This is a genomic window from Pantoea sp. S18 (assembly GCF_045689705.1).
Taxonomy (GTDB): domain Bacteria; phylum Pseudomonadota; class Gammaproteobacteria; order Enterobacterales; family Enterobacteriaceae; genus Pantoea; species Pantoea symbiotica.
The window spans coordinates 1407498-1419684 of record NZ_CP142688.1 but is presented as its reverse complement, the minus strand read 5'-3'; the positions used below and the strand labels follow the sequence as shown (position 1 = coordinate 1419684).

At 56.7% G+C, this 12187-nt stretch carries 10 protein-coding genes; 4 read left to right on the top strand and 6 right to left on the bottom strand.

What is annotated here, in order from left to right:
* Positions 1-8 precede the first annotated feature (8 nt).
* The gene (gene gsiA, locus VIJ98_RS06420) at positions 9-1865 is read right to left on the bottom strand and encodes a glutathione ABC transporter ATP-binding protein GsiA (protein WP_323272844.1); all 1857 of its coding nucleotides are present in this window, start codon (positions 1863-1865) and stop codon (positions 9-11) included.
* Between the two features lie 9 nt (positions 1866-1874).
* Complete coding sequence (locus VIJ98_RS06415; protein ID WP_154153117.1) at positions 1875-2840, bottom strand: isoaspartyl peptidase/L-asparaginase family protein; 966 nt, start codon at positions 2838-2840, stop codon at positions 1875-1877.
* A gap of 356 nt (positions 2841-3196) precedes the next feature.
* On the opposite strand from VIJ98_RS06415, the gene moeA reads away from it, so the two are divergent.
* A complete protein-coding gene (gene moeA, locus VIJ98_RS06410) occupies positions 3197-4432 on the top strand; it encodes a molybdopterin molybdotransferase MoeA (protein WP_323275746.1) in 1236 nt (411 codons plus the stop codon).
* Entirely contained in the window at positions 4432-5184 is a 753-nt protein-coding gene (moeB, locus tag VIJ98_RS06405) for a molybdopterin-synthase adenylyltransferase MoeB (RefSeq protein ID WP_323272841.1), read from the top strand. Before moeA ends, moeB begins: the two co-directional genes overlap by 1 nt.
* Positions 5185-5245: 61 nt before the next feature.
* On the opposite strand, the gene VIJ98_RS06400 is transcribed toward moeB, so the two are convergent.
* Both VIJ98_RS06400 and VIJ98_RS06395 read right to left on the bottom strand, forming a co-directional pair.
* A complete protein-coding gene (locus VIJ98_RS06400; RefSeq protein ID WP_154153126.1) occupies positions 5246-6697 on the bottom strand; it encodes an FAD-binding oxidoreductase in 1452 nt (483 codons plus the stop codon).
* Between the two features lie 17 nt (positions 6698-6714).
* On the bottom strand, positions 6715-7500 hold the full coding sequence (locus VIJ98_RS06395) for an SDR family oxidoreductase (RefSeq protein WP_323272838.1): 786 nt from the start codon (positions 7498-7500) through the stop codon (positions 6715-6717).
* A 392-nt stretch (positions 7501-7892) separates the two neighbouring features.
* Between VIJ98_RS06395 and VIJ98_RS06390 the strand changes: the two genes are divergently transcribed.
* Entirely contained in the window at positions 7893-9164 is a 1272-nt protein-coding gene (locus tag VIJ98_RS06390; RefSeq protein WP_323272836.1) for an MFS transporter, read from the top strand.
* A 1-nt stretch (position 9165) separates the two neighbouring features.
* On the top strand, positions 9166-10602 hold the full coding sequence (locus tag VIJ98_RS06385; RefSeq protein WP_323272834.1) for an FGGY-family carbohydrate kinase: 1437 nt from the start codon (positions 9166-9168) through the stop codon (positions 10600-10602).
* A gap of 24 nt (positions 10603-10626) precedes the next feature.
* Here the strand turns inward: VIJ98_RS06385 and VIJ98_RS06380 are convergent, their stop codons facing one another.
* Both VIJ98_RS06380 and VIJ98_RS06375 read right to left on the bottom strand, forming a co-directional pair.
* The gene (locus VIJ98_RS06380; protein WP_323272832.1) at positions 10627-11202 is read right to left on the bottom strand and encodes a glycerol-3-phosphate responsive antiterminator; all 576 of its coding nucleotides are present in this window, start codon (positions 11200-11202) and stop codon (positions 10627-10629) included.
* 18 nt (positions 11203-11220) lie between these two features.
* On the bottom strand, positions 11221-12138 hold the full coding sequence (locus tag VIJ98_RS06375; RefSeq protein WP_323272830.1) for a LysR substrate-binding domain-containing protein: 918 nt from the start codon (positions 12136-12138) through the stop codon (positions 11221-11223).
* Positions 12139-12187: the final 49 nt, after the last annotated feature.

Below are 12187 nucleotides of genomic sequence, written 5' to 3'. Positions count from 1 at the left end.
TTTGCTGCTCAGGCGCCACTAATTGCGTGTCGGGCGACAAAATGGCCCGGCGCCACTTCCAGTAAAGGCGCCACTTCCGGCTCATCGCCCAACGGGCGAATCGGGCTGGGGATCTCATCCACCATCAGCGCCCGCTCACGATGCCGATGGGCCGGATCGGCCACCGGCACTGCGGCCATCAGTTTTTTGGTGTATGGATGGCGCGGCTGCTCAAATACCGCCTGGCGCGGCCCCATCTCCACAATCTGTCCGAGATACATCACCGCCACACGATGGCTGATGCGTTCCACCACCGCCATATCGTGCGAGATAAATAAGAAGGCGATACCAAATTCACGCTGCAAATCGAGCATCAGGTTGATGATTTGCGCCTGAATCGACACGTCCAGCGCCGACACCGATTCATCGGCGATCACCACTTTGGGATTGAGCGCCAGCGCGCGTGCAATACAAATACGCTGGCGCTGGCCGCCGGAAAATTCGTGCGGATAACGCTGCGCATGTTCCGGCAGCAGACCCACGCGCTCCAGCAGCCAGGCAACGCGTTTCTCCGCCTGACGGCGATCCAGCGTTTTATGCACCAGCAGCGGTTCCATGATCGAGAAACCAACGGTTAAACGCGGATCGAGCGAGGCGTAAGGATCCTGGAAGATAAACTGGATATCGCGCCGCAGCGATGCCAGCGCATTGCCCTGCAGCGCATCGATGCGTTGGCCGTCAAAGGTGATGGTGCCGCCCTGGCTGGCCACCAGCCGCAGTAGCGAACGTCCGGTGGTGGATTTTCCGCAGCCGGATTCTCCCACCAGCGCCAGCGTTTCACCGGCATGGAGATCGAAACTAACTTTCTCCACCGCGTGCACGCGATGCTTGACGCGATTGAGCAAGCCGCCGCGAATATCAAAGCGCGTGACTAAATCACGCACCTGCAAAATCGGCGGTCGATCGTGACGCACCGTGTCCTGCGGCTCGGCTTTCTCTTCACGGCCGTTGCTGTGCAGTAACGGAAATTTGGCCGGTAACGGCTGGCCGTGCATCGCCCCCAGTTTGGGCACCGCTGCCAGCAACGCGCGTGTATAAGGCTGCTGCGGCTCAGCAAACAGCTGCTGCACCGGCGCGCGTTCCACCACATCACCGCGATACATTACCTGCACACGATCGGCCATCTCCGCCACCACGCCCATATCGTGGGTGATAAAAATCACCCCCATCTGCATCTCTTTTTGCAGCACGCGGATCAATTGCAGAATCTGCGCCTGAATGGTGACGTCGAGTGCGGTGGTGGGTTCATCGGCAATCAGCAACGCCGGTTTGCACGACAGCGCCATGGCAATCATCACGCGCTGACGCATACCGCCAGAGAGTTGATGCGGATAGCGTGATAACACGTTGTTTGCTTCGGGAATGCGCACCAGATCGAGCATGCGCCGCGCTTCCGCCAACGCCTGCTGATGACTTTTGCCCTGATGCAGACGGATGGATTCCGCAATCTGCTCGCCAACGGTGAATACCGGATTGAGCGAGGTCATCGGCTCCTGAAAAATCATCGCCATATCGGCGCCGCGCACTTTGCGCATCTGACCGTTCGATGCGCGCATCACATCCAGCACCTCGCCATTGCGACGACGCAGCTGGATTTCACCGCTCACCTCGCCGCCGGCCTGCTGAATCAAACGCATCAGCGCCAGCGAGGTGACAGATTTTCCCGAGCCCGATTCGCCCACCAGCGCCAACGTTTCACCGCGATGCAGGTCGAGCGACAGGTTGCGTACCGCTTCGGTAATGCGCCCTTCATGCTCAAAGCGCACGTTAAGATCGCGCACCGCCAGAACCTGCTCCGGCGCAAACTGCAGCTGTTGGTCCGTCATGCCTGCTCCTTAGCTGTCGCGGTAAATCGCTACCTCAACGTCGCCATCTACATAGGCGAATCCGCGATACATACCTTCGCTGTTAAACGGCAGCGCCACATTACCTGCGGCGTCAATGGCAATCAGCCCGCCGCTGCCCTCCAGCTCCTGCACTTTGTCATGAATGACGTTGGCGGTGGCCTGTTGCAGCGAGCGTCCGGCGTAATGCATCTGCGCCGCTACGTCATAGGCGGCGAGCGTACGGATAAACACTTCGCCGGTGCCGGTACAAGAGACCGCCACTGTGTCGTTGCTGGCGTAGCAGCCCGCACCGACCAACGGCGAATCGCCCACGCGACCGGCCTGTTTGTTGGTCATGCCGCCGGTTGAGGTGGCGGCCGCCAGATTACCCTGAAGATCGAGCGCCACCGCACCGACGGTGCCGAATTTGCGATCCGGGTCCAGCGGATCGTTGCTGTGACTGTTTGCTTCACCGTCGTGATCCAGCACCATTTGCTGGCTGTGCAGCGCGCGCTGCAGCTGTTCCCAGCGTTCCGGCGTGGAGAAGAAATCTGCCTCGACCGGCGCTAAGCCTTGCTCGGCGGCAAAGGCTTCTGCGCCCGCACCGATAAACAGCACGTGCGGACTGTTTTCCAGCACTTTACGCGCCGCCAGAATCGGATTGCGGATGTGGCTGACGCCCGCGACCGCGCCGACGTCCAGCGTGCGGCCATCCATAATGCTGGCATCGAGTTCATGCGTGCCCTGATGAGTGAATACCGCGCCCTTGCCTGCGTTAAACAGCGGACACTCTTCCAGCAGGCGCACGGCCTCGGTAACGGCATCCAGCGCACTGCCGCCGGCGGCGAGAATTTGCTGGCCGGCGGTAACGATTGCGCTGAGTTGCTGACGATAGTGCTGCTCTTTTTCGGCGCTCATTGCCGCACGCGTAATCGCGCCCGCACCGCCGTGAATTGCGATAACTGCTTTAGCCATAACCGGTACCCTGTGAAGGAATCAGAACCAAAAACACTGATTTAGAATGGTTTTCATCTTTTTTTGGCAATTTTCGACTATAGAAAGGCACCCTCATCTTGTAAAGCAGAAACTGCCTGCGCGGTCATAACCTTTTATTGTGGATTATGCTTTTTTGGTTGTGAGTGATTTTTTCCGGTCGCCATAAATGGCGACCCTACAAATACACGCGCAATATTGTAGGGTCGCCATTTATGGTGACCGAAAATTCAATAAGCCGTAACGTGAAATACCCCTTCCTGACCACCAACTCTCGCTTAACGGCCACGCATTACCCATAATAGACCGCATCTGAAATTAACCAGGCAGAGATGGACATGGAACCTTTTACCGCAGGATTAATCTCCCTCGAAGACGCGCAGCAAAAGATGCTGCAACAGCTGACGCCGATCAGCGATTCGCTCAGCGTTTCGCTGTTTGAAGCCGCCGGACGTATCACCGCGAAGCCGATTCTTTCGCCGCTCGATGTGCCCTCGTTTGATAACTCGGCGATGGACGGTTACGCGCTGCGTCTGGCTGATATCGCGCCTGACCGCGTGTTACCGGTGGCCGGTAAAGCGTTTGCCGGTGCGCCGTATAATGGCGAATGGCCAGCAGGCAGCGTGATTCGCATTATGACCGGCGCGCCAATCCCGGCCGGTTGTGATGCCGTGGTGATGCAGGAGCAAACGGAGCAGCGCGACGGCGGCATTGTGATTACCGCGCCGGTGCAGGCCGCGCAGAACATTCGTCGCATCGGCGAAGACATTCAGGCGGGCAAACAGGTGCTGGACGCCGGTGTGCGTCTCGGCGCGGCCGAGCTGCCGCTGCTGGCGTCGCTGGGCATTGCTGAAGTGAGCGTGCTGCGCAAACTGCGTGTGGCCATTTTCTCCACCGGAGATGAACTGCAAGCGGTCGGCCAGCCGCTGGCGGAAGGCCAGATTTACGACACCAACCGCTTTACCGTGGCGTTAATGCTCAACAAGCTCGGCTGCGAAGTGATTGATCTCGGCGTCATTGCCGACGATCAGGCGGCGCTGCGTACCGCCTTTACCGAAGCCGATCGTCAGGCCGATGTGGTGATCAGCACCGGCGGCGTGTCGGTTGGCGAGGCCGACTTCACCCGTGCGATGCTGGAAGAGCTTGGCGCTATCACCTTCTGGAAACTGGCGATTAAGCCGGGTAAACCTTTTGCCTTTGGGCGTCTGGCAAACAGCTGGTTCTGCGGTTTACCGGGCAATCCGGTTTCTGCGGCAGTAACTTTCTATCAATTAGTCCAGCCGCTGCTGGCCACCTTAACCGGCCAAACCACACGCATCATGCCGCTGCGCCAACGCGCACGCGCTACCCAGCGCTTGAAGAAATCCCCGGGTCGTCTCGACTTCCAGCGTGCGATTGTTAGTCGCGGTGATGATGGCGTGCTGGAAGTGCGCAGCACCGGTGCGCAAGGTTCGCATGTGTTCAGCTCGTTTGCGCTTGCCAACTGCTTTGTGGTGCTCGAGCGCGATCGTGGCGATGTCGAACCCGGCGAATGGGTGGAGATCGAAGCCTTTAACACGCTGCTGGAGGGCTAATGAGCGTTGAGTTGAGCGATGAAGAGATGCTGCGCTATAACCGCCAGATCGTACTGCGCGGTTTTGATTTTGATGGCCAGGAGAAACTGAAGGCATCACGCGTGTTGGTGGTCGGCCTCGGCGGACTCGGCTGTGCAGCAGCGCCCTATCTGGCATCGGCGGGCGTGGGACATCTCACCTTGCTCGATTTCGATACCGTTAGCCTGAGCAATCTGCAGCGTCAGATCCTGCACAGCGATGCGAAGATTGGCATGGCAAAAGTCGCCTCGGCGCAGCAGCAGTTAGCCGCAATTAATCCGCATTGTCAGCTGGAGCCAATTGATGCAAAGCTGGACGATGCGCAGCTCAGCGCGTTGATTGCAAGGCACGACGCGGTGGTGGATTGCACCGATAACGTCGATACCCGCGAGCAGATCAATCGCCTCTGTTTTCAGCACAAGGTGCCGCTGATCTCCGGCGCAGCGATTCGCATGGAAGGCCAGCTCAGCGTCTTCACCTGGCAGCCCGGCGAGCCGTGTTATCGCTGCATCAGCCGTTTGTTTGGCGATCAGGTGTTAAGTTGCGTCGAAGCGGGCGTGATGGCACCGCTGGTTGGCGTGGTTGGCGCGATGCAAGCGATGGAAACCTTAAAAGTGCTAACGACTTTCGGTCAACCCGCTAGCGCGCGCTTACTGATGTACGATGCGATGAGCGCGGAATTCCGCAGCATGAAGGTGGCACAAGACGCGCATTGCGAAGTGTGTGGTAAATAACGCGCGCATCCCTGCGCGCCCCGTAGGGTCGCCATTCATGGCGACCTGGTAACGAGCAGCACTACTCTTGCGGGAAAATGGTGCCTTTATTCATAATCCCATGCGGATCAAACGCGGTCTTCAGCGCCTGTAAAATCGGCCAGGCGCTGCCGTGCTCCTGTTTCGCCCACTGCACACGATGCTTCCCAATGCCGTGGTGATGCACCATCGAACCGCCCAGCTTCAGCGTCTCTTCCACAATCATGCCGTTAAGCGGCACATGGTATTTCGCCATCTCCTCTTCCGGGCGGCAATCCACCACGTTGTAGTCATAGACGAAATACATATTGGTGCCGTTGATGTAGCTGTGCGACGAGTGTCCGCCGAGCATGGTGATGTCTTGCGCATGCGGAAATTCGTTGCGAATGCGCTTCAGCACGTTTTCGTAGATGGCATTAATGGTTGACCAGTCGCCCGACACTTCGGTGGTGAAGCCCATGTTGCCGGTGCGCATAATAAAGTCGCGCTCGGCCTGCACTTTCTCCGGTCCCCAATTAAGGTTTTCGAACCAGTTTTGGATCAGTTTGCTGTCAACCGGCTGACACTCGCGGTGCTGCGCCACAATCGCCTCAATGCCTTTCCCGGTGGCTTCGCTGATCCCGCGCGTCCCTTCCGCCATGAAAATCAGTACGCATTTGCCTTTCGAGAAGTGACTGAAGTGCTGATTAGCATCCTCAGGATCGTAGAGACGCGCAATCGACGGGCGATAACCATCAACCATCACTTCACGCAGGATGGCGAAGCCGGTTTTCATCGAATCAAGCAGATAGCCATAAAAACGGTTATTTTCTGGCTGATATTTAAACATTTTCACCGTGACTTCGGTGATGTAACAGAGCGCACCTTCGTTACCGATAATCACATGGCGAATATCCGGACCGGCCGCACGACGCGGAACGTTTTTGATGCGGGTGATGTCACCGTTCGGGAACACCGCTTCCAGTCCCACTACCATATCTTCGATGGCGCCATACAGCGTGGAGAACTGGCCGATACTGCGCGTGGCGACCAAGCCGCCCATCTGCGCTAACGGCTTCGACTGCGGTGAATGGCCGGTGGTGTAACCCTGGGCGCGCAGCTGATTTTCCAGCACTTCCAGCGTTACGCCACACTGCGCGGTGACCTGCATGTTTTCGATATCGATCTTAATGACCTTATTCATGCCAGAACCATCCAGCACCACCGAATTCGGCGCTGCGGTTTCCAGCCCGCCTTCGGTGGCCGATGCGCCGGTACGCGGCACGCCGTTAATCTGGTGGCGATTCATAAAGGCCAGCACTTCGGAAACCTGTTGGGTATTTTGTAACTTCACCACCGCTGCCGGAATAGGCATGGTGTACACGCCGTGAATATCGGCATATTTACGGAACCGATCGTGGCTGCTGCGCTTTAATTCTGCTTCATCGGTAATCACCTGCTGCGGACCGGCGATCTCTTTTAATTGTTCAACAATAGCTTCGCGTGAGAGCGTCATAATTCATTCCTCAATTTTTAGCGAACGCGGTAGCCGCCATCGACGACTAACAAATGACCGTTAACATAATCTGATGCGCGGCTGGCTAAATAGACCATCGCGCCCATTAAATCCTGCGTATTTCCCCAGCGATTAGCGGGAATATGATCCAGTACGCGTTGATTGGTTTCAGGATTGCTGCGGGTATTTAACGTAATCGGCGTCGCGTAATAACCCGGCGCAATACCGTTGACCTGAATATTGTGTTGACCTAACTCGTCACAATACGCTTTGGTTAAACCGGCAATCGCATGTTTTGTGGCGGCATAGGCGGGCGATCCTTGTCCTCCTAGCCAGGAGAAGAGCGAGCAAATATTAATTATCTTGCCCGACTTTTGCAGCACCATTATTTTTGCCGCCTGATGACTCATTTCAAATGCTGCGGTGAGATTCACCTGAATCATTGGATCCCAATCCTGGCGATCAAATTCCAGCACCGAATTTAACTTACAGATCCCGGCGTTATTCACCAGAATATCCAGCCGACCAAAGCGTTCCAGACATTCGGCAATAATGCGTGCCGGTTCACCCGCCTGCGTGATATCGGCTTGCATGAACTCCGCCCGAACGCCACAACTTTCAATCAGTTGGCGCGTTTCGGCATTGGCAGGTGCCAGATCCGGAATAAACACGTTGGCACCCGCTTTGGCTAACGCCACGGCAAAGGCCTGGCCGAGACCGCTGTTGCCGCCGGTGACAATGGCGCTTTTGCCATGCAACCCAAAGAAGTCGAGAGAAAAACTCTCCAGCGCTTCCGTCGTCATGATTTCACCTCCTGGCTAAATAACGGGCAATAAAAAAGGAGAAAAGCAAGCTCCTTCGCGATGAAGCGAAGAAGTTACTTTTCTCCTAATCTCGAGTAACTGCCAATTACGCTAGCATGGAGAATTAAAAATAAAAAGCGATCGTAATCACAAAAGTTATTGCAAAAAAAGTATGCACTAATCACGCCATATAATTTACTGCGCACAAATTAAATAGGATAAAACTGAGAGCACAGTGAAACTGGCTTTTGTGATTCCCTTCACAACGCAAACTCCTGGCTGCATGTTAAAAATGGCGTCCGTTACTGTCTGAGACGAAGAGAAAAGTAACTTTCCGCAATTGCGGAGAGGATGCTTTTCTCTTTTTTTGTTTCTAATTTTGGGGATTTGAGATGCACGCTAAAAATACCACGCGCTGGCTAACCCTGGCGGTAATAAGCATCAGCGGGGGCATTAGTTTCGATCTCGCCTATTTACGCTATATCTATCAAATTCCCATGGCGAAATTTATGGGTTTTTCCAATACCGAAATTGGTGTCATTATGAGCACCTTCGGTATTACAGCGATTTTACTTTACGCGCCGGGCGGCATCATTTCTGACAAATTCTCGCACCGCAAAGTGATGTCCGGCGCGATGATCGCCACCGGCTTATTGGGCATGATTATGGCGACTTATCCGCCGCTGTGGGCAATGTTGCTGATTCAGGTTGCCTTCGCCATCACCACCATTTTGCTGCTGTGGGCCGTATCGATCAAAGCGGCATCGCTGCTCGGCACACGTGAGGAGCAAGGCAAAATCATGGGCTGGATGGAAGGCCTGCGCGGTGTCGGCGTGATGGGCCTGGCGCTGTTTACCGTGTGGGTGTTTTCACGCTTTCATCCGGACGATCCCAACAGTCTTAAAGCGGTGATCCTGATTTACAGCGGCACCTATATTGCGCTGGGGATCGCCTGCTGGTTTCTGGTCAGCGATGGCTTTGCCCAGAGCGGCGACGAGGCACAATCTGCCTTTAGCCTGCAGCATGCGCTGCGCGTGCTGAAAATGCCCACCACATGGTATTGCAGCATGATCATCTTCGGCGTCTATACGCTTTACGCCATTCTCAGCTACTCCACCAACTATCTCTCCGAGATTTACGGCATGTCCCTGGTCGCCGCCAGCTATATGGGCATCATCATCAACAAAGTGTTTCGCGCCATTTGTGGTCCAATGGGCGGCATGCTCACCAGCTACAGCCGCTGGCGTTCGCCAACGCGCGTGATTCAGGTGTTTGCATTGGTGAGTTTCACCACGCTGATTCTGCTGTGGCTGGTCACACGGCAGCCGGTGAGTTTAGTGCTGGCGATTGGCCTGATTCTGTTGATGGCCTTTACCTGCTACGCCTCGCGCGGGCTCTACTTTGCCTGCATCGGCGAAGTGAATACGCCAAAACAAATTCTGGGCACCACCATCGGCATCTGCTCGGTGATCGGTTTTCTGCCGGATGTTTTCGTCTACCCAATTATCGGCCACTGGCAGGATACGCTGCCGCCCGCCCTCGCCTATCGCAATATGTGGATGATGGGCGCCACGGCCAGCGTGGTGGTGCTGGTGTTTACCGCGTTATTAATGGGACAAATCAAGCGCGTCGCGGCTGCGACAGCGCTGGCAAAAGGAGTCTGATATGTCTGGCTATTTGATGGGCATCGATGTGGGCACGCAAAGTGCCAAAGTGGTGATCTTCCAAACGGATGGCAAGGTGCTGTGCAGTGCTCAGCAACCGCTGCGCGCGCTGGCTATTCCGCAGCCAATCCGTGCTGAACATCCTGACGACGATCTCTGGACATCGGTGCAACAAGCCTGCCGCGCGGCAATGCTGCGTTTTCACCAGTTGGGCGGGCAACCGCATCAGCTGCTGGCCGCCGGGTTGTGCGTGATCCGCTGCTGCCGTGTGCTGATGCGCGCTGACGGTGAACTGGCATGGCCAGTGATCAACTGGATGGATGTGCGTCTTAATCAGCCTTATCAGCACGAAACGGCTTATGGTGACGTGCGCTGGATCACCACCACATCCGGCTATATCACCCATCGTCTTACCGGGGAAACGCGTGATACCAGCGCCAACTATATTGGCTGCTGGCCGATGGATGATGTGCATCAGGATTGGGATAACGCGCAGATGCCAGCCTGCAATCTGCGCCGCGAACAGCTGTTTGATGTGGTGCGGCCGGGCGACGTACTCGGTCAGGTAACGTCTGCTGCCGCCAAAGCCAGCGGCCTGCCGCAAGGATTGCCGATTGTGGCTACCGCGCACGATAAAGCGGTGGAAGCATTGGGCGCGGGTGCGTTAGCCGATGATGAAGCGCTGATCTCGCTCGGCACGTATATCGGTGCGATGGTGCACGGCGAAGAAACTCCGCGCAGTAGCGATCACTTCTGGCCATTTCAGGCCGCGCTGCCGCAGCGTTTTCTCTACGAATGCATGGGCGTACGGCGCGGGATGTGGACCATCAGCTGGTTCCGCGATCAGTTTGGCGCGGCCGCTGTCCAGGATGCGCAGGATCGCGGCATCGACATTGAGAGCTTGCTAAGTGCCGAAGCCAGCCGCGTGCCAGCGGGCAGCGACGGGTTGATCACACTGCACGATTGGGCGGCACCGGCGCACGCACCTTGGCGCAAAGGGGCAATCATCGGATTCGATGGCCGCCATACGCGCGCGCACCTGTTCCGCTCGCTGCTAGAGGGCATCGTGTTCACGATGAAGAATCATCTGGATCCGATGATGCAGGCGCTGGAGCGCCCGCTGGCGCAGCTGGTGATTTCGGGTGGCGGTGCCAATAGCGATCTGTTTATGCAACTGTTTGCCGACATCTTTGGCGTGCCAGCACGACGTAATGCCATGCGCAGTTCAGCGGCGATCGGCTGTGCCATCAGCGCGGGCATAGCGGTTGGCGTGTGGCAACATTACGCCGATGCGGTGGCAGCGCTGGTGCAGCCGGGCGAGACCTTCATGCCCAACGCCGCACATCACGCGCACTATCAGCAGCTCAACCAGCAGGTTTATCAGCAGTTGCATGCGGTGCTGGATCCGCTGTTACAACGGTTAAGCAACCTTGAATAAAACCGGTGCGCATAAATGCGCACCCTACGGAATAGCGGCAGCCAATGGCCACACGCTCGCATTGGTCGTGGACACCGCCAGTGCGCCGGATGCCAGCGCCAGACGCGCATCCTCTTCATCGCACACCAGCCCGCCGGCAATGATCGGCTGGCTGATGCGTTCGGTGATCCAGCCCAGCACTTTCGGCATACAGCCCGGCAGGATTTCAACAATATCCGGCGCTGACTGCGCTACTTGCTTCTCAATGTTGTTGAAGGAGATGGAGTCAAGCACGAAGAGCCGGTGAATCGCCCAGAAACCGTGCTGGCGCGCGGCTTTCAGCATCGCCGGTTTGGTGCTGATGATGCCATCCGCCTGGGTGACGATTTTCAGAAACTGAATCACCACTTCCTGACGCGAGCTGCCTTCCAGCAGATCGACATGGACGAAGGCCATTTTCCCGGCCTGTTTGATCTGCCCAACGATACGCCCGATGTTGCAAATGTTGCCGTAGAGCACCGACACCACCTGACAAGGTGAATCCAGCGCCTGTTGCAGACTTTGCGCATCTTTCACCGCCGCTACCACCGGCGCGTTCTTTAACAACTCAACTAAATCCACTGCACACCACCTTTTCCATTAAAGCGTCATCGTGGCAATCGGCGCGGCAGCGTTAAAACGCTGCATCTCCGTCAACAGCCAATCGCGAAATACGGTCACGCGCGGCAGCGTCTGTTTGCCGCCCGGCACTTCCAGCCAATAACCGTTTGCGCTGGCGAGCATCTGTGGCGATACCTGCACCAGCACACCATTGTTCAGTTCATTACGCACCATCGCACGATCCAGCACCGCATAACCCGCACCGGTCACGCAGGCGTTGATCACCTGATCCTGAGTACTGAAGGCCAGCCCGTTATCTTCCAGCGCCGGGGCTTCACCGCAAGCCTGACACCAGCGCGCCCAGTTATCCAGCCGGCTGTCGCCATTGAGAATGTGCAACTGCGGCATCAAATTGATATCTGGCCAGGCCCCATCCAGCATCAGCAGCGGACTGGCAACCAGCACCAAGGTTTCATGGCACAGCCATTCCCCTTCGCCGCCCGCCGCCTGCGCCTCCTCCTGCGATCCAAAGCGGATAGCGCAGTCAAAGTCGCTGTATTTCTGGCGCGCTTCACTGATCAGCATGATTTGCAGATGGCGATGCTGTTGACGCAGCGTGACCAGCCGTGGCGCTAACCAGCGCGTGGCAAAAGTAGGCGCAACCTGCAAACGCAGGTGCTGGCGCGGATTGTGTTGTTGCACGCCGCGCACGCCCTCTTCCAGCAAATCCAGCGACTGCCGCACCACCGGCAGCAGTTGGATCGCTTCCGGGGTAAGCAGTAAACCGCTATGGCTACGCACGAACAGATCTTTGCCGAGGAAGGTTTCCAGCTGACGCATCTGACGACTGGCGGCGCTCTGCGTCATGAACAGCGCATCGGCGGCTTTGCTAAAGCTCAGGGTGCGACAGGTCTCTTCGAACAGCCGCAACATATTGAGAGAAGGTAACTTTCTCATCTCTGCCTCCGGCAGACATGGGTGAAATGTTGCGCCAATGTAACCACAG

Coding starts and splice junctions, on each gene's coding strand:
- VIJ98_RS06385 (WP_323272834.1), top strand. CDS start 9,166: ATGTCTGGCTATTTGATGGGCATCGATGTGGGCACGCAAAGTGCCAAA.
- VIJ98_RS06395 (WP_323272838.1), bottom strand. CDS start 7,500: ATGACGACGGAAGCGCTGGAGAGTTTTTCTCTCGACTTCTTTGGGTTG.
- gsiA (WP_323272844.1), bottom strand. CDS start 1,865: ATGACGGACCAACAGCTGCAGTTTGCGCCGGAGCAGGTTCTGGCGGTG.
- moeA (WP_323275746.1), top strand. CDS start 3,197: ATGGAACCTTTTACCGCAGGATTAATCTCCCTCGAAGACGCGCAGCAA.
- VIJ98_RS06375 (WP_323272830.1), bottom strand. CDS start 12,138: ATGAGAAAGTTACCTTCTCTCAATATGTTGCGGCTGTTCGAAGAGACC.
- VIJ98_RS06415 (WP_154153117.1), bottom strand. CDS start 2,840: ATGGCTAAAGCAGTTATCGCAATTCACGGCGGTGCGGGCGCGATTACG.
- VIJ98_RS06390 (WP_323272836.1), top strand. CDS start 7,893: ATGCACGCTAAAAATACCACGCGCTGGCTAACCCTGGCGGTAATAAGC.
- VIJ98_RS06400 (WP_154153126.1), bottom strand. CDS start 6,697: ATGACGCTCTCACGCGAAGCTATTGTTGAACAATTAAAAGAGATCGCC.
- moeB (WP_323272841.1), top strand. CDS start 4,432: ATGAGCGTTGAGTTGAGCGATGAAGAGATGCTGCGCTATAACCGCCAG.